This is a genomic window from Alteribacillus sp. YIM 98480, assembly GCF_009765375.1.
Taxonomy (GTDB): Bacteria; Bacillota; Bacilli; order Bacillales; family Marinococcaceae; genus Alteribacillus.
The window spans coordinates 1-18,333 of sequence record NZ_VTOK01000024.1; the positions used below are offsets into that span (position 1 = coordinate 1).

Sequence of the window (18,333 nt, forward strand, 5' to 3'; positions counted from 1 at the left end):
GCTGTATCTTACATAATCATTAAAGAAATTAACAGACGCTTGACTTTCATTCAATTTTCAAAGGACAATTTCGTCCGCCTCAATTGGCGACTTTTTTATATTAACACCTGCACAATGCAGTGTCAATATGTTTTTTGTTTCTTTTTTTTAATCAATTTCACGCTGTCTTTTCAGCGACAAATAATAATATATCAGCCTCTCATGTTTTATGCAACCCTTAATTTCAAATTTATAATAAAAAATTTGTTTCTATTTTTATTAGAGTAAAAAGACAGGCCTTAAAATAGGCTGGTCATTAATTAAAGGGAGTTTCCTTAAGAAAAAACGAAATATCATTTATAAGCATCACGTATGGAAAATTGAATGCCGTTTTGGTTGTTCACAAAATAACATTTAATACTATGCAACAGTGTAAAAAACCGGCCCGATGAACGGGCCAGTATCCACTAAAGATTTATTATTCATTTGATTGTTTACGCATTTGCGGAAATAATAACACATCACGTATGGATGCAGAATTAGTTAAGAGCATAACTAAACGGTCAATCCCAATCCCAAGACCACCTGTAGGAGGAAGACCATATTCCATTGCCTCCAAATAATCCGTATCCATCATATGAGCTTCATCATCGCCCTGTTCTCTTTCTTTCACTTGTGCTTCAAAGCGCTGGCGTTGATCAATTGGGTCATTAAGCTCTGTAAAAGCATTTGCGTGTTCTCTTCCAACTATAAATAATTCAAATCGATCAGTGAAACGCGGATCTTCCGCATTCTTTTTTGCAAGCGGTGATATAGCAACCGGGTGTCCGTATACAAAAGTCGGCTGTATTAATTTTTCTTCAACAAAGTGCTCGAAAAATTCATTAACAACATGTCCAAAAGCCATTGTTTCTTTCACTGGCACTCGATGTTCTTTAGCAAGAGACCTTGCCTCTTCGTCGCTCATATCCTGCCAAAAATCAACCCCAACTTCTTCTTTAATAGCATCCACCATATGGACCCGGCGCCACGCAGGGGTTAAGTCCACCTCATGATCTCCGTATGTTATAACAATCGTACCAAGCACTTCTTTAGATATATGAGCAATTAAATTCTCTGTTAAAACCATTACGTCTTTATAATCTGAATAAGCTTCATAGAGTTCCATCATGGTGAATTCAGGATTATGACGGGTCGAAATTCCTTCATTTCGGAAAACGCGGCCGATTTCATAAACTTTCTCCATCCCGCCGACAATTAACCGTTTCAAATGCAGTTCAATTGCTATACGAATGTACAACTCCATATCAAGGGCATTGTGATGGGTAATAAATGGACGGGCGGCTGCTCCTCCTGGAATAGCGTGAAGCATCGGTGTTTCTACTTCCAAATATCCTTGTCCATCTAAATAACGCCGCATCGATTGTAGTATTTTACTACGGACCACAAAAGTATCGCGCACTTCAGGGTTCACTATCAAATCAAGATAACGCTGGCGGTAACGTTGTTCTACGTCCTTTAAGCCATGAAACTTATCAGGAAGAGGACGCAGTGATTTAGATAATAGCACGAACTCAAAAGCTTTTACTGAAAGTTCACCTACTTTTGTTTTGAAAGCTGTACCTTTTAGCCCTACAAAATCACCAATATCCGTCCGTTGGAAAATCTCATAAGCCTCTTCGCCTACCTGATCTTTTCTTACATATATTTGTATTTGACCTGTCAAATCTTGTATGTGAGCAAAACCTGCTTTTCCTTTTCCGCGTTTTGTCATCACTCTTCCTGCAATTGAAACTTCTGCTTCTTTTTCTTGCAGTTCTTCTTTACTAAAAGATTGAAACTCTTCTGTCATAAGAGAAGCTGTATGCGATCGGTCAAAACGCTGACCGAACGGATCTTTCCCTTCTTCTTGAAGAGCTAGAAGTTTTTCTCTGCGAACCTCTATTTGGTCGTTATATTCCTGTTCCTGACTCAAGTGTATCCACCCCTTATAATATTAAGCTGTTACTCTCTCACAGTAGATATCCGCTTATTTCCCATTTAAAGGGACTGACCCTTCAGTCGCAAAAGGGGCAGTCCCATTGTTTTTAGTAAATAAAGAAAAACTATACTGCCGACGCTTTTTCCCTTTGAGCCGCTTCCAATTCATCGACAAAGTTATATAAAGCAGCAGCTACTTCATCCCGCGTATTTAACTGATTAATTTGATCCCGGACTTTTTTATTTCCTCGAAGTCCTTTTAAATACCACGCAGCATGTTTTCGCATTTCTCGAACAGCGACAACTTCTCCTTTTAATTGGATCAATCTATCCATATGAATCATGCAGACGTCTATTTTTTCATGAGGAGAAGGGTCTGCCGCCAGCTCTCCCGTTTCTAGGTAATGGATAGTGCGATACAGCATCCAAGGGTTTCCAAGTGCAGCTCTTCCAATCATAACACCATCCACACCAGTAGTTTCGAGCATACGTTTAGCGTCTTGAGGCGTTTTGACATCCCCGTTTCCAATAACAGGAATGTCCACCGATTCTTTTACTTCTTTCAATATATCCCAGTCAGCGGTGCCTTCATACATTTGCAGGCGAGTACGCCCATGAACAGCAACAGCCTTTCCTCCAGCTGCTTCAATCGCCTTAGCATTCTCAACCGCCAAAATATTCTCATCATCCCAGCCCATTCTCATTTTGACTGTCACTGGTTTGTCTACAGCTTGTACTGCTACAGAGACCATTTCATATATTTTGTCAGGGTTAAGAAGCCACTTTGCTCCGGCATCACACTTAGTAATCTTCGGTACCGGACATCCCATATTAATATCTATAATATCAGCATTCGTTTGCTGATCAACAACCCTGGCAGCTTCTGCCATCGTTTCTTTATCACCGCCAAAAATCTGCAGGCTTAAAGGCTTCTCCCGTTCATCGACGTAAAGCATTTGCAGCGATTTTTCATTTTTGTTTACAATGGCTTTATCACTGACCATTTCAGCACAAACAAGCCCTGCTCCAAACTCTTTTGCTATCAAACGGAAAGCTGGATTACACACTCCTGCCATTGGCGCAAGCACCACCTGGTTTTTCATTTCTATATCGCCGATTTTCAACATTTTTCCACCTCCTATACTGTTATCCTGAATGGAGTTCTTCTTTTGTAATGCCTAATGCCTCCACTACATTATCTAAAAATTTATCATCCGGAATACGACTGCCTCGCTCTACCTGTCCAAGAATAGAAACAGAAACTCCCATCTTATCGGCAAGACTTTCCTGTGTATATCCTTTCAACTTCCGAAAAGCCCGAATCCTGCTGGCCCAGAGCAGTTCTTCCATATACGGACACCTTCTTTTTCTTTAATAGATAGATTTTCGGCAAGTTCATGGATGTATTTATAGTTGGTTGGCTCCACAACATTGGAAGCTATTTCATTTAATGGAATAAGAACAAATGCTCTTTCTTCCAACCGCGGGTGTGGTATAGATAAATCGTCCATTCTAATATTTTCATCATTGAAGAGTAAAATGTCAAGGTCTATTGTGCGAGGACCCCAACGTTTTATTTTTACACGATTCAATTCTTGCTCTATCCACTGTGTTGTCTTTAATAAGCTTTCCGGTTTTAACGAGGTGTACATCTCCAGCGTCATATTTAAAAAAGCTGCTTGTTCGGTGACACCTACAGGTTCTGTTTCATAAATAGATGACAGCTGGGTCACTTCTATTTCTTTTTTCTCGTTTAATTTTTCTACTGCTCTTTGTAAATAATGAAATCGATCTCCTATATTAGATCCAAGGGCTAGATAAACTCGGTTTTTCATGTTCTTTTCCTCGTTATTTCAATCGCTACATACTCGTAATGTCCCGGGATGGGGGGATCTGGTTTGATTACTTTGACGGTAACTTCTGCAACGATAGGAAATTGTTTTAAAATATTAGCAGAAATGGACTCAGCTACTGATTCGACTAAATCATAGGTTTGTCCTTCGACTATTTCTTTCACTGCTTGATGGGCCTCCGCATAGTTGACACTTTTTTTAAGATCATCTTCTGCAGCCGCTTCCGATAAATCCGCTTCCATGATAAGGTCTACTTGAAAACGTTGGCCTAGCTTATTTTCTTCACGAAACACGCCGTGATAAGCATAAAATTGCATGCCTTTTAAGAAAATTTTATCCAATAGTTTTCACCTTACCTTTACCTAGCATGGCATCCATCATTTTTACTGTCCTGCTCATTTCAAGCACATCATGAACTCTTACAATATCACACCCTCTTTCAATGCCTAGACTAACAGTTGCGCCTGTTCCTTCTACTCTGTCATTGGCCGGAAGGTTGAGGGTTTGAGCAATAATAGATTTTCTTGACGTACCTAGTAATACAGGATACCCAAGCGACGTAAATTCTTCAAGCCTTCTCATGACTTCAAGGTTTTGTTCATACGTTTTGGCAAAACCGATACCCGGATCTAAAATAATACGGTTTTCTTTTACTCCGGCATTTTGACATATCATAATACTTTCCTTCATATCCGTTAAAATATCTGGCATCAAATCATGATAACCCAAATCTTCCCGGTTATGCATGATAACAATCGGAACATCATACTGTGCTGCTACATCGGCCATTTCCGGATCTGCTTTCGCACCCCAGACGTCATTAATGATAGAAGCACCAGCTTCGATAGCTTGTCTTGCTGTTTCTGCTTTATACGTATCAATGGAAATGGGAACATTTACTGTCTTTGCAATAGCTTCTATTATCGGGAGAACTCGTCTTCTTTCTTCTTCACCTTCCACTTTGACATGACCCGGCCTGGTTGACTCACCGCCAATATCAATAATATCAGCACCTTGTTCAACCATTTCATGTGCTCTTTCTGCAGCTTTTGTAACATTATCAAATCGTCCTCCATCAGAAAAGGAGTCTGGTGTAACATTTAAAATCCCCATCACGTATGTTTTTTTAGAAAAATCCAACGTCCAAGGTCCCCATGTAATAACAGTACTACTCATTTTCCTTCTTCCTTTCCTCAAAAAAAATCTCTTCTGAATTCCATAATTGTTGTCGGTATTTAATATACTCGTTCTGCAAAAAATCCACTACAGAATGACCTTTGTTTTGATCACGGTAATTAAAGGTGTACTGATCGACAGCTTTAAGACGTACAACTTCTTGAATTGAATTCGTTATAAATACTTCATCTGCATCAAAAAGCATAGCAGGTTTAAACCGGCCTTCTCGTATATAATAAGAGTGTTTTCTAGCAAGGTTTATCACAAAGGTGCGGGTAATACCGTTTAATATTCCTGTTTGAACGGATGGGGTATATATTGTGGTACCCTTTACCCAAAAGAGGTTCGAAACGACTCCTTCAGCGAGATCTCCTTGTTCATTCACAAAAAGACCTTCAATGGAGAAATCATCTCCTGCTTCTCTTTTACCCAAAATACTGTTAAAGTAATGATGGGACTTTAAACGCGTAGAGGCTTCTGGTGAATTTCTTCTTACCGTTAACAACTGCCCCTGTTTCTCAGCAGGTCGACTTTCTCCAGCCTCTGGGAGGGGTTTCATATAAATAATAATGGCAGGTGATTGATAGGACTTTGTTGTCAGTCCAAGCTCTCCTGTTCCTGCAGAAATATTATAACGAACATAGGCATTTTTCCACTGATTTGCTTCAAGCAAATCATTTAACTGCTGCTTTACTTCCTTACGTTTATACTTCCATTCTATATTCATTAACGAAAGACCCTTTTCCATTCTTCGGAAATGGTCATCCAGTAAAAATGGATGGCCGTTATATATTCTAAACGTTTCAAACAAGCCAAGACCGTACATAAAGCCGTGTTCAAAAACAGAAAGACGAGCATCGCCCGCCTCTTTTATTTCTCCGTTTATATAAACATACATTTGTTAAACTCCTTGCTGCTCCCGGTGTGCTTCAACAAAATTCCGAAGCAGTTTTTTCCCTTCTCCTGTCATAATCGATTCAGGGTGAAACTGAACTCCCTCTACCGGAAGAGAGCGATGACGTATACCCATTATTTCCCCCTCATTTGTCCATGATGTAATTTCAAAACAGTCAGGAAGGGTTTGTTTTTCTACTATTAATGAATGATAACGGGTAGCTGTAAATGGATTAGACAGCCCTTTGTAAACCGATTGTTCGTTATGGTTCACTTCTGACGTTTTACCGTGCATCAGCCGGTCTGAGCCAATAACTTTTCCTCCAAATACCTGAGCGATGGATTGATGGCCCAGGCATACACCAAATACCGGAATTTCACCAGCAAAATACTTAATAGCTTCCATACTGATACCGGCTTCATCTGGACTGCACGGTCCCGGTGACACCATGAGAAAATCCGGAGACATTTCTTCTATTTCTTCAATCGTTATCTTGTCATTTCTTCGGACAACAAGCTCTTCACCCATTTCTCCGAGATATTGAACCAGATTGTAGGTAAACGAGTCGTAATTATCAATCATTAAAATCATATACTTTTTCCTCCTCTGCTCGGCTCTGCTTTACAGCCATCTCTTCTTCACTAATCTCTTGCGCTTTCCATAATGCTCTCGCTTTTTTTAACGATTCCTGATACTCTGCTTCTGGACTCGAATCAATAACAATGCCAGCACCTGCCTGCACGTATGCCATACCGTCCTTAGCAACCATAGTGCGGATAGCAATATTTAATTCCATGTCTCCATTAAAACCGATCCAGCCAATGGAGCCTGTATAGACGCCGCGCCTGACAGGTTCTAACTCCTCAATGATTTCCATGGTCCGAATTTTAGGAGCACCAGTGATTGTACCTCCTGGAAACGCTGCTTTTATCATATCATATTCATCTACATTATCGGCAAGTTTTCCTTTTACATTGGAAACAATATGCATGACATGGGAATAACGCTCAATCACCATTAGTTCATCTACGCACACAGTACCGTACTTACATACTTTCCCAAGGTCGTTTCTTTCAAGATCAACTAACATTACATGCTCTGCCCGTTCTTTTTCTGTTGCTATTAACTCTTGTTCGTAACCTTCATCTTGTTCTGCTGTAGCCCCGCGCGGTCTGGTGCCAGCAATAGGTCTCGTAGATGCTTCGTCACCTCTTTTTTTAACTAGAAGTTCCGGCGACCCGCTGACAAGCTGAAAATCAGGTGTATGCATATACCCCATGTAAGGAGAAGGATTTAATTCCCTTAATTTTTCATAAATATGAAAAGGAGGGGTCAACAAATTTTTAGCCTGTCGAACTGACAGGTTTACTTGAAATACATCACCGGAACGTATATACTCTTGAACTTTCTTGACTGCCCGCGCAAACGTTCGTTCCGAAAAAGATGAACGCTGGCATCTATTCCTGTTAGCAGAGCTGAGCAAGTCATACTGCTCTAAACAACGCCCCCAAGAAAAATACGGGGGGTGCTGCCACATAGCTTTTAACCGCTGGATGTCAGCTTTTGCTTCAGCCTCTTCTCCCCTTGCATAATGAACAATAATCCATAACTTTTTATTATGATGGTCATATATAAATACCTGTTGAAAAGCTAAAAAATACAAGTCATCTGTGCTGAGGTCATCCCTTGTATCTAACGGCAGTTCTTCGACATAACGAATATAATCATAGCTGACAAAGCCTATTATCCCCCCTTGAAAATCTGGGAGGTTTGGGTTTGATTCTGTTTTATAAGGTTTCAGCCATTTTTTCATTTCTTCTAAAGGCTCTCCGCTTTTTCGAACGTTCCCTTCACGGGTTTCAATCAAAAGGTTGTTGTTCTTTCCTTTCATTACCGCAAACGGAACAAGGCCTGCAATGCTGTATCTTCCTCTTTGTCCGCTTTCTAACAATATATGCTGCTTTTTGTCCACACTTAACGCTTGATAGGATGAGAAGAATTCTTTCTCTGGATATTTAAATGAAGCCGCCATTACCTTATAAGATTTTGAATGACCCGGTAATGGAGCCAGATCTTCAGTCATGACTTCCCCTCCTGCAATTAACATTCAATTGATCTTATCCTATCACGAAACAGACATTTTATCATTATAAAAACTCAGCTTTGCGGCCGAGACTTTATGGCGGCCTTCGTTATACTGTTTATTAAATTCATCTAATAAGAAAAGCGCAAGCGCCTTGCTCACGAGCGACAAGTCCTGGAGGGGCGGCATATGGAAAGCTGATCTTTGCTTTCCATTGACAAACCGAAGGAATCTCGAGCGAGTAGGCGCTTGCGCTAGACATGTAAAACGCTAAATATTTATCATTTCTTACCTTTATAAAAAAGCAGAGCCTCATTAAAGGCTCTGCTTTTTACTCGTTTTAATTATTCTTCTTCAAATTGGTATAGAGGGGTGCTTAGGTAACGTTCTCCATTACTTGGAATAACCGCTACTACTTTCTTGCCTTTACCAAGTTTTTTAGCTTCTTCTAGAGCAGCATAAATTGCTGCGCCTGAAGAAATTCCACCGAGAATTCCCTCTTCTTTCGCTGCTCGTCTTGCATATTCAAAAGATTGCTCTGTAGTTGCTGTGACTACTTCATCATAAATATCAGTATCTAAAATCTCTGGAACAAACCCTGCACCAATTCCTTGGATTTTATGCGGTCCTTTATTTCCTCCGCTTAATACAGGAGAATCTGCCGGCTCGATAGCGATAATTTTTAGATTTGGGAAGTTTTCTTTAAGCAGCTTACCAGCGCCAGTAATCGTACCGCCAGTACCAATGCCAGATACAAATGCATCGATCTGACCGTCAACTTGCTCCAATAATTCTTTTCCCGTCGTTTCGCGATGAATTTCAGGATTTGCTTCATTTTCAAACTGCTGAGGAACGAAATAGCCGTTTTCTTTGGCTAATGCGTTCGCTTTGCTGATAGCTCCTCCCATACCATCTGGACCAGGAGTAAGTACCAATTCCGCTCCATATGCTCGAAGAAGATTACGGCGTTCCATACTCATAGTATCAGGCATTACAAGAATAGCACGGTATCCTTTTGCTGCTGCAACCATCGCAAGACCAATACCAGTGTTTCCACTTGTTGGTTCAATAATTGTGTCTCCAGGCTTAAGCTTTCCATCTCGCTCTGCCGCTTCAATCATTGCAAGAGCAATACGATCCTTAACACTGCTGCCAGGATTCATAAATTCAAGCTTTAAGTATACATCAGCGTCATTTTCTCCTGTCAAGCGGTTCAATTTCACCAGTGGTGTATTTCCAATTAGTTCTGTAATGTTATTTGCCACTTTCATGGATCAGATCCCCCTCGTTAATACCAAGTATTTTTATTGGATTTGTTGTTATTATAGTACCAGCCTTTCATAAAGGTGTCAATCAATTGAGATGCGTTATTGCACTTTATTTTCTATATTCCATGCTTGTTGGTGAAGTTCCTTTAAATCTTCAGCAGAAAAATGATATTTTTCATTACAAAAGTGACACTGCGTTTCCGCTCCGCCATCTTTTTCAATCATGTCTTGCAATTCTTCGCTCCCAAGAGAAATCAAAGCATTTGCTACACGTTCTTTTGAGCATTGACAGGAAAACGAGACAGGATGCCGATCCAATATATTTACATCTTCCCCAAAAATAACGTGAAGCATTTCTTCCGGACTTTTCCCCTTTTCTATTAATTTTGAAACTGGCGGCATATTGTTAATTTGGTGTTCAAGTTTATCTATCAGTTCATCATCAGCACCTGGCAGCAGTTGAATAATGAATCCGCCAGCTGCAAGTATGGAATTGTCAGGATTTACGAGCACTCCTAGACCTACAGAAGAAGGAATCTGTTCTGATGAAACAAAATAATAGGTGAAGTCTTCCCCCAATTCTCCCGACACAATTGGTACGCTTCCCGTAAAGTGATCTCTCATTCCAAGATCCTTTACTACTGATAAAGTTCCATCAGTACCTACAGCACGAGCCACATCCAATTTACCTTGCTGATTCAGATCAAAATGCACTTGCATGTTATGAGCGTAGCCTCGTGTATCACCGCTAGATGTACTATCTACAATAATTGGTCCCATCGGTCCTCTGCCTTCAATTTTAATGGTTAATTTATCATTACCTTTTAGCATCGCACCCATCATTGAACCTGCAGTCATTGCACGTCCTAAAGCAGCGGAGGCTGTCGGCCAGGCTTGATGGCGGCGTACCGCTTCGTTAATCATATCAGTTGTTCGAACAGCATAAGCCCGAATTTTCCCGTCATAAGCTGTTGCTTTTATTAGATAATCTTCCACTTATTAATCATCCTTTCCTATAATACGATCTATTTTTCTCATAAATATAACACAAGCCTTTCAAGGTTAGGTAAGGATCGACACGGTCAATCGTCTTGGCAGCTTTACTTATTAATTCAGCTAAACCACCGGTAGCTATAACAAAAGCGTTTCCTTTGGCTTCTTCTTTCATTCTCGACACAATTCCATCAACTTGTCCGGCATAACCATAGTAAACGCCTGACTGCATAGCATGTACTGTATTTTTCCCAATAACATGATCAGGCTTACCGATTTCGATACGAGGAAGTTTAGATGCTTGCTGGTATAGTGCATCGGCTGCAACATTCATTCCAGGGGCAATAGCGCCTCCGATATATTGATTGTTATGGTCAATGTAACAAAACGTTGCTGCAGTTCCAAAATCCACTATAATTAACGGGCCGTCATACTCCTCAATAGCCGCTACAGCATTAACAATTCGATCCGCCCCTACATCTTTTGGATTGTCATAACGAATATTAAGGCCCGTCTTAATGCCAGGCCCAATAACCATAGGGAAAAGACGAAGATACTTGCGGCACATTTGTTCAAACGTATAGATAATATGTGGCACAACAGAGGAGATAATCACACCTTCTATTTCTTGTGCTTCCACCTTTTGAACGTGAAGAAGATTAAGCAGCTGTAAACCGTATTCATCTTCAGTCTTTTTTTGATCCGTTGATAAACGCCAATAGGAAACCAATTTTTTCTTTTTATATAACCCGAGTACTATGTTCGTATTCCCTACATCCATAACAAGTATCATACGTTGTCCCCACCTAGAAATATACTTAACTGTCTTGATCTAGCTGAAAAAGGGATGCCTTATCAGGGCACCCCTTTTCACATCACCTTTTATTTCCGGTCATCATCCTCATCGGCAGGAGGATTATTATTACCTAATTTTTCAGGTTCCGTTTTTCCTTCCGTCACGTCGGTTTCTTTTTTAGAGGTTTCGTCTTCCGGCGTATCCGGTTGTTCCTCCGTATTAGACTTAGACTGAATATTTACTTTCACATCATCATTCTGTCCGTTTTCCTTTGAAACACCAACTTCATCATCACTTTTGTTTAAATGGTGGTCATCAGGAAGCTTTCCATCATCAACTAATGATTTGATCTGCTGTGCATCAAGTGTCTCTAACTCCAATAAAGTCTGCGCTACAAGCTCAAGCCTATCTTTATATTCGGTAAGAATTTGCTTACATTGATCGTAGGATTCTTTAATGATTCGCTGCACTTCTTTGTCAATTTCATGTGCAATCGCATCACTATAATTTTGTTCATTTTGAATATCGCGGCCTAAGAACACCTGTCCGCCTGAGCTTGACCCAAATTGGAGCGGTCCAAGTTTCTCACTCATGCCGTACTCGGTAACCATTTTGCGAGCGATGTCCGTTGCACGTTGAAAGTCATTATGAGCTCCGGTACTAACTTCATTAAACATCACTTCTTCTGCTACGCGTCCACCTAAAAGTCCTACAATCTTATCAAGGAGTTCAGGCTTAGTCATAAAGTAGCGGTCTTCTTTTGGAAGCATAACAGCATAACCGCCTGCCTGCCCGCGTGGAACAATCGTAACTTTATGAACCATATCAGCGTTTTTAAGCTTGACACCGACTACAGTGTGGCCAGCTTCGTGGTGAGCAACAATGTTTTTCTCTTTTTCTGAAATAACCCGGCTCTTCTTAGCTGGTCCGGCAATCACCCGGTCAATTGCTTCTTCTACATGAGTCATACGTAATTTTGTCATATCGGCTCTAGCTGCTACAAGTGCCGCTTCGTTTAATAAATTCTCCAAATCGGCACCAGAGAAGCCAGGTGTTCGTTGAGCAATAGCATGAAGATCAACATCGTCAGCCATCGGTTTATTTCGGGCATGCACGTGAAGGATTTCTTCTCGTCCCTTAACATCCGGGCGCCCTACCATAATTTGACGGTCAAAACGACCTGGACGTAGAAGCGCTGGGTCCAGCACGTCAGAACGGTTAGTAGCTGCAATAATGATGATACCTTCGTTAGCGCTGAAACCGTCCATTTCAACGAGCAGCTGGTTTAATGTTTGTTCTCTCTCGTCATGTCCACCGCCAAGTCCTGCACCGCGCTGTCTCCCGACTGCATCTATTTCATCTATAAAAATGATACATGGTGCATTCTTCTTGGCATTTTCAAATAAGTCACGTACACGGGAAGCACCCACACCTACAAACATTTCCACAAAGTCAGAACCGCTGATCGAGAAAAACGGAACGCCCGCTTCTCCGGCAACAGCTCTAGCAATTAAGGTTTTACCAGTCCCTGGAGGCCCTACAAGAAGCACCCCTTTTGGAATCCTGGCACCAATATTAGCGAATTTTCGAGGGTCTTTTAAGAAATCGACCACTTCTATTAGTTCTTGCTTTTCTTCTTCAGCACCGGCTACATCTTTAAAGCGTGCTTTCTTTTTGTCCTCTTGATACAGCTTGGCCTTGCTTTTACCAAAGTTCATGACCCGGCTGCCGCCGCCTTGAGCCTGGCTGAGCAAGAAGAAGAATAAAATGAAAATAATCACAAAAGGAATGATGGATGTAAAGAAAGTAACCCAAGCACTTGGTTCTTCAGCTGGCTCTGTTTCTAAACTAAGAGCTTCTCCATCAGGACCTTGAGCGGTCATTATTGTCTGCGTATTTTCTTCGGAAATAGGTAAATATGTCTGGAAGGCCTCTCCTTCCTCTTGTCCAACCTCCTGGCCTTCAACAAGATATACTTCCCCTTCCGGCTGTAAAGTTACAGAACTTATTTCGTTATTTTGTAATTTGGATAAAAATTCATTCGTTGTCATTTCATTCGTTTCCGTTTGATCATTACTCAGGAAACTAATGATACCTATTATGACAAGGAACAAAAGCAAATAAAAAACAGTATTTCGAAAAATCCGGTTCATTCCTGACCTCCTCCCACGGGCATTGACAACTTCAATAATAGTACCATATTTGTATTGTATCTCACAATCATGACCCCTTGTATATTTCAGGCTTTAAAATACCAATGTAAGGGAGGTTGCGGTACTTTTCAGCATAATCCAGCCCGTATCCTACCACAAACTCGTCCGGCACAGTAAATCCAGCTAAATCAGGAACAAGGTCTACTTGCCTGCCGTCGGGCTTGTCTAACAAAGTGACAATTTTTAATGATTTCGCCCCTCTGTGTTTAATTAAACTGACTAGATAGTTCAATGTAATGCCACTGTCGATAATGTCTTCTAATATAATTATGTCTCTGCCTTCTACGGTTGTATCCAGGTCTTTTATAATTTTAACTTCTCCAGATGAAACGGTACTGTTTCCATAGCTTGACACATCCATAAAATCAATCTCAAGATGAGTTTCAATCCGCTTGGACACATCGGCCATAAAAGGAAGTGCTCCTTTAAGAACCCCGATAACTAACGGAAAACGTCCGTCATATTCTTCGGTTATATATTTACCGATTTCACGGATTTTTTCTTGTAGTTCTTCTTCGCTGATCAATACTTTTTCAATTTCATCATGCATCTGGATTTATATACCCTCCCAAGCGTTGGTTCAATCTAATTATTCATGCATTGGTGCTAATGTTGTCCGTTCCCTATCTTACCATGAGTTCTTCATACATTTCACCCTTCAAGCCTTGACATGGTCTATACAATAACAAAATCATTATTGAGGAAGACCTTTACATTGAATGGCAATACAATCTGTTTCCAATCCAAGATTTCTCACATGGCTTGAAGACCTTTTTAAATAAGGAACCCAAAGGACCTCTCCTGTTGAATCCGTTAAAACAGGCCAAGTGTTTCGTTTTTCTTGCGGGATTTTTTTGTCTATAAAGATACGATTCACTTTTTTGGTTCCCTTCATTCCTAATGGCTGAATTTTATCTCCAGCTTTCCATGTACGGATTATCAGTGGAAACACTGTTTCTCCCTCTTTACAAATAAACACATTTTCTCGTTGCGCCCATTCTTTTATATTTTTGGTCCTTTGCGCCGTGAAGGTCACATCATCATAAGAAACCTTTTCAGAAATGTTTAAATATCTAGTGGGTCTGCTTTTTTCCATCTTGCTCTCATTGTTGACGGTAAAACGCAAGGAGTTGTAAGAACGAGACACCTTAACCCCTCCCGGCCAATCCAACGTAAAGGAGGGGTGATGCTGGTGTAACAAATGAATTAGTTGTTTAATATGTAAAATGGATAATTCAGGAATTTTTGAATAACAAAGATACTTTAATATTAGATGAATCCCTCTTCTTTGTAAAGGGATAGGAAGCGCTATCAAACCGTCCGCAGAAATAGTCACGGAATGTTCATGCTTGTTTAAAAGAAGTCGTTGAATTTCTTCTTCTGCCAAAGACTCAATATACTGCCTTTCATCTGATTCCCAGTCTAAAAAATCTTGAAAATGCTGATGGACTGATTTATTTTCTTTTTTTAAAAATGGAAGTACAGAGTGCCTGAATCTGTTCCGTGTATATTTATCTGAACTATTACTTTCATCTGTGCGAAATGAAATGTTATTTTCATGGCAGTAACGTAGAATTTCTTCTTTCGTTACACAAAGTAACGGCCTTATTAATTTCCCCTTTCCGAAAGGCCGTGAGGATGCTATCCCGGCTTCTCCTAAAACAGCTCTGCCCGTTGTCTGTTTCATAAGCATCGTTTCCATTTGATCATCGGCATGGTGACCGGTTGCCAAAACATCTAATTTGTATTTCGACATCAATGTCTGTAAGTATTCATATCGCAGACGTCGCGCTTGTTCTTGTACGGTACCTCCTTCTTTTTCTAATGCTTCTTTAACATCAACCTGCTTACTGAAATAAGGAACACCTTTATCCCTGCACCAAGTTCTTACAAACTTTTCATCTTCAGATGCCGTTTTTTCTCTCAACCCATGATTTATATGTGCAGCGGCGACTTCCAATTTCCATTCTTGCTGAAATTCCAATAATAAATGTAAAAGAGCCATCGAATCCGGGCCTCCAGAGACAGCTGCTAATAATTTACTGCGATTTTTTAGAAGCTCCCTTTCATTTATCCATTGTTTAACGATTTGTTTCATAGCGCTGCCCTACCCCTTTTCCAATAGAAAAAATAGACAATGCAAATACTAACCCCGCTGCTATGGCACCTGCTTGTAACAACGTTTCTATTCCCTGCTGCAACCCATTAAAATAATCCTCTTCAACGAATGCAAGCATAGTAGAATAAGCTCTTCCTCCTGGAACAAGCGGTATAATACCTGGAATAGTAAATGTCGTTACTGGAACACGTCTAAAACGAGCCAGCCAGTGCGATACAAAAGCAGCCGCAAACGCTGCAACTGCGGCTGAGAAAACTTTACTCCATCCAAAATCTGGAAGTACATTATAAATAAACCAGGTAAGAACACCAATAAACCCGCCCCACCATACAAGGCGGAGCGGAATATTAAATATAATTCCAAAAGCTACAGTAGCGATAAAACAAAGTAATAATTCTAACCAAATCATTGGGCACACTCCAGTACTTAGCTTGCATTAAATATATAGGATAGAAAGAGAGACAGCAACTCCTGCAGCTATAGAAAGCGAGGAGACACCAGCTTCCGCCCCGCGAGCAACCCCGGCTACTAGGTCTCCTGACATGAGGTCTCTGACTGAGTTAGTCAACGGAACACCGGGTACTAGCGGAATGAGTGTACCGATAATCACTTGATCTATACTTATACCAAATCCTGATTGAACCAGTAAAATAGCAATCATTCCACCTGTTAGAGACGCCAAAAATTCCGAAAAAAATCTAACTTTCAAATATTTTTGGTACAAAACTAAAGAAACCGTGGTAATTAATCCGCCAATAAAAGCAGGCAGAACATCGAATAAGCTTCCCCCTATTAAATAAGAGAAAGCAGCCCCTCCTATACCCGATGCTAAATAAATCAACCACAAAGGATAATTCATAGGGGCTTTTTCAATTTCAATAAGTTTCTGGATTGTATTTTCTATGGTTAACTCACCGTGTGTAAATTCTCTTGAAACCTGGTTCACAGATGTTACCTTGCTTAAATCCTGATATCGTTCCCGCACACGGATCATTTGCATGAGATCTTGGCCTTCTGTTGTACGAAATGCTAAAAAAATACCGGTTATTGTTACAAAACTACTAACATGATGCATACCAGCAGATTGAGCCATACGTGTCATTGTATCCTCTACTCTATATGTTTCAGCTCCGTAGCGAAGCATTAGTTTGCCGCCAAGTAAACAGCATTCCATTGTTTGTTCTGCTTTACCCATGAAGCCCTCCCCGCTCTTCCGCGCTTTACATCCATTGTCCCATAAAGTATAGAATAGATGATAAAAAGAGAAAAGAGGCTGTGAGGATAATCTCTACTCTATAAGAAGAATTTTCCTTGTTTCTATTATTTTTTCGCAGATTCGATCCGCTTCTTGCTTTCTTTTTAACCGGGTGAGCAGAACGAGTTATCTTCTTTGTATTCGACCTTTTATATGAACGAGCTTCAATGGCTGCCATCACATCTTTTTTCATCCATTGAGCTCCTGTATACTTCCCCTTTAAGGCATAAAGGAGAATTTTTTTATAAGGGGAAAGCGGGTACATGTTTGAAATCCGTCTTGATAAATAATCTAAACTATTCTCGTTACCAGACGGTTTATTAAATCGCTCGCGATAAGCAGTTTGAATAAATATCATAGCAGTGGAAAACAAATCATAAGACGGTTCTGCCTTTCGATCACCAAGTCCCCAATATCCTCTATCATAAAATTCTGTATATTCTTTGATAGATCTCCCTATTTTTGTTGTTCCCCCTACATCAAACCATCTAACTCGTGCAGGCGGGCCAGTTACAATTAAATTTTCAGGTTTTAAATCCCCAAATATCCACCCCTCTCTGTGCAGACGGTCAAGATCTCCTAATAACTGGACCATGAGTATTGGTGCCCATTCTACTCCTTTTCTTTTCGTAAATTCTAATAATGACTCCCCTTTTAAATACTCCATACAAAAAAAAGGATACGTTTCATTCCCAATTTCTATATCATCTACATCCCATAAAGAAGGCCCTAGTACATTACCTTTAACTTTTGAAAAATGTTTTAATACATTTATTTCCGAAGTTAATGACATCTTATTTTCACCAATTTTCACCGCAGCCTGTCCTGTTCTTGTTTCTACTAAATAAACAGAGCCTGTTGCTCCATAACCTAGTTTTTTAACAATGCGGTATGGATTTCTGTTCCATTTCCCGAGCCATTTTGTTCCCGGAGTAAGATTAGAAGCCTGATTCTTCAAATGGACCGTCTTCCTCTCCATATTCAATCAGACTCCTTCTGTCCTGACGTTTTTCAAAATGATATAAAGCAGCCTTTAAGGCAGGCCCGGTAGGTGTCACTCCTCCGGTAGTTAAGCGATTAAATGTTCCGGTAAGAGAGTTAATTTTTGGAGTCCAGTCTAGTACTTTTTCCACTTCTTTTCTTTTCCCGGGAAATAAAAACAAAGAAAAATGATTTCCTCCGGTTCTCGAATTCAAACTGATAGATAAATCAGACAAAGCTTCTTGCACCATTGGAAGCTTAGCTTTCATGCTTGCGCTTGTGTCTACTAAAATTAAAACCTCTAAACTAATATTCTCTCCTAATTCATCCACCACCTCCATAACTTCCCCTCTTTTATCAGGCGGGAGATCTTCCATTTCCTGTTCTTCACCTAAAATATGGCGCAGTTCATTGTGCACCACTCCGTGCAGGGTTTGGGTCATAGCTTGTCTAGTTACCATCTGTACGGTTTGTGATAATTGATTAGCATATACAACCTGACTAACACCCCCTCCTGCCATCGATATATCTTCCACTTCTTTCATTCCATGTTCACGAGCTGATCCATGTTCAAGAATTCCTATCACATTTACAGTTATTCCTTTTTCTTTTGCAAATGCTGCAACTGCAGCAGGATCTTCACCTTGGTTAGAGCAGCCATCGGTTAATAATAAAATTTGTCTGATTTTTCCTCCACTCATAATGTTCCCCTCCATATTTGGTATTATTTTCATTTTTGACG

Annotated in this window: 20 protein-coding genes; all 20 read right to left on the bottom strand. The window is 40.3% G+C overall.

Annotated elements, in window-relative coordinates:
- Positions 1-457 precede the first annotated feature (457 nt).
- Positions 458-1,954 (bottom strand): lysine--tRNA ligase, encoded by a 1,497-nt coding sequence (lysS, locus tag FZF09_RS20870; protein WP_158738490.1) that lies wholly within the window; start codon positions 1,952-1,954, stop codon positions 458-460.
- 130 nt (positions 1,955-2,084) lie between these two features.
- A complete protein-coding gene (gene dusB / locus FZF09_RS20875; RefSeq protein WP_158738491.1) occupies positions 2,085-3,086 on the bottom strand; it encodes a tRNA dihydrouridine synthase DusB in 1,002 nt (333 codons plus the stop codon).
- A 19-nt stretch (positions 3,087-3,105) separates the two neighbouring features.
- Positions 3,106-3,309 carry a helix-turn-helix domain-containing protein gene (locus tag FZF09_RS20880; RefSeq protein ID WP_158738492.1) on the bottom strand — a complete coding sequence of 68 codons (204 nt, stop codon included), beginning with the start codon at positions 3,307-3,309 and terminating at the stop codon, positions 3,106-3,108.
- Complete coding sequence (gene folK, locus FZF09_RS20885; RefSeq protein WP_158738493.1) at positions 3,261-3,794, bottom strand: 2-amino-4-hydroxy-6-hydroxymethyldihydropteridine diphosphokinase; 534 nt, start codon at positions 3,792-3,794, stop codon at positions 3,261-3,263. The genes FZF09_RS20880 and folK overlap by 49 nt, the downstream gene beginning before the upstream one ends.
- A complete protein-coding gene (folB, locus tag FZF09_RS20890) occupies positions 3,791-4,153 on the bottom strand; it encodes a dihydroneopterin aldolase (protein WP_158738494.1) in 363 nt (120 codons plus the stop codon). Before folB ends, folK begins: the two co-directional genes overlap by 4 nt.
- Entirely contained in the window at positions 4,146-4,988 is an 843-nt protein-coding gene (gene folP / locus FZF09_RS20895) for a dihydropteroate synthase (RefSeq protein WP_158738495.1), read from the bottom strand. Before folP ends, folB begins: the two co-directional genes overlap by 8 nt.
- Positions 4,981-5,886: an aminodeoxychorismate lyase gene (gene pabC, locus FZF09_RS20900; RefSeq protein WP_158738496.1), complete on the bottom strand. Its 906-nt coding sequence runs from the start codon at positions 5,884-5,886 to the stop codon at positions 4,981-4,983. Before pabC ends, folP begins: the two co-directional genes overlap by 8 nt.
- A 3-nt stretch (positions 5,887-5,889) precedes the next feature.
- Positions 5,890-6,474 carry an aminodeoxychorismate/anthranilate synthase component II gene (pabA, locus tag FZF09_RS20905; RefSeq protein ID WP_158738497.1) on the bottom strand — a complete coding sequence of 195 codons (585 nt, stop codon included), beginning with the start codon at positions 6,472-6,474 and terminating at the stop codon, positions 5,890-5,892.
- Positions 6,458-7,915: an anthranilate synthase component I family protein gene (locus FZF09_RS20910; protein ID WP_304503077.1), complete on the bottom strand. Its 1,458-nt coding sequence runs from the start codon at positions 7,913-7,915 to the stop codon at positions 6,458-6,460. The genes pabA and FZF09_RS20910 overlap by 17 nt, the downstream gene beginning before the upstream one ends.
- Before the next feature lie 178 nt (positions 7,916-8,093).
- Complete coding sequence (locus FZF09_RS23190) at positions 8,094-8,228, bottom strand: hypothetical protein (protein WP_255450617.1); 135 nt, start codon at positions 8,226-8,228, stop codon at positions 8,094-8,096.
- 82 nt (positions 8,229-8,310) lie between these two features.
- On the bottom strand, positions 8,311-9,237 hold the full coding sequence (gene cysK, locus FZF09_RS20915; RefSeq protein ID WP_158738499.1) for a cysteine synthase A: 927 nt from the start codon (positions 9,235-9,237) through the stop codon (positions 8,311-8,313).
- Between the two features lie 96 nt (positions 9,238-9,333).
- Complete coding sequence (hslO, locus tag FZF09_RS20920; protein WP_158738500.1) at positions 9,334-10,230, bottom strand: Hsp33 family molecular chaperone HslO; 897 nt, start codon at positions 10,228-10,230, stop codon at positions 9,334-9,336.
- A gap of 7 nt (positions 10,231-10,237) precedes the next feature.
- Positions 10,238-11,020, bottom strand: a complete 783-nt coding sequence (locus FZF09_RS20925; RefSeq protein WP_158738501.1) for a type III pantothenate kinase — start codon at positions 11,018-11,020, stop codon at positions 10,238-10,240.
- Between the two features lie 89 nt (positions 11,021-11,109).
- Positions 11,110-13,176, bottom strand: coding sequence for an ATP-dependent zinc metalloprotease FtsH (gene ftsH / locus FZF09_RS20930; protein WP_158738502.1), 2,067 nt, complete (start codon positions 13,174-13,176; stop codon positions 11,110-11,112).
- Between the two features lie 67 nt (positions 13,177-13,243).
- A complete protein-coding gene (hpt, locus tag FZF09_RS20935; RefSeq protein WP_199256837.1) occupies positions 13,244-13,786 on the bottom strand; it encodes a hypoxanthine phosphoribosyltransferase in 543 nt (180 codons plus the stop codon).
- 144 nt (positions 13,787-13,930) lie between these two features.
- Positions 13,931-15,334 carry a tRNA lysidine(34) synthetase TilS gene (gene tilS, locus FZF09_RS20940; protein WP_158738503.1) on the bottom strand — a complete coding sequence of 468 codons (1,404 nt, stop codon included), beginning with the start codon at positions 15,332-15,334 and terminating at the stop codon, positions 13,931-13,933.
- Positions 15,318-15,764, bottom strand: coding sequence for a threonine/serine exporter family protein (locus tag FZF09_RS20945; RefSeq protein WP_370514517.1), 447 nt, complete (start codon positions 15,762-15,764; stop codon positions 15,318-15,320). Before FZF09_RS20945 ends, tilS begins: the two co-directional genes overlap by 17 nt.
- Positions 15,765-15,791: 27 nt before the next feature.
- The gene (locus tag FZF09_RS20950) at positions 15,792-16,550 is read right to left on the bottom strand and encodes a threonine/serine exporter family protein (RefSeq protein WP_158738504.1); all 759 of its coding nucleotides are present in this window, start codon (positions 16,548-16,550) and stop codon (positions 15,792-15,794) included.
- Positions 16,551-16,575: 25 nt separating this feature from the next.
- On the bottom strand, positions 16,576-17,589 hold the full coding sequence (locus FZF09_RS20955; protein WP_158738505.1) for a protein kinase domain-containing protein: 1,014 nt from the start codon (positions 17,587-17,589) through the stop codon (positions 16,576-16,578).
- Positions 17,549-18,292: a VWA domain-containing protein gene (locus tag FZF09_RS20960; protein WP_158738506.1), complete on the bottom strand. Its 744-nt coding sequence runs from the start codon at positions 18,290-18,292 to the stop codon at positions 17,549-17,551. The genes FZF09_RS20955 and FZF09_RS20960 overlap by 41 nt, the downstream gene beginning before the upstream one ends.
- Positions 18,293-18,333 lie beyond the last annotated feature (41 nt).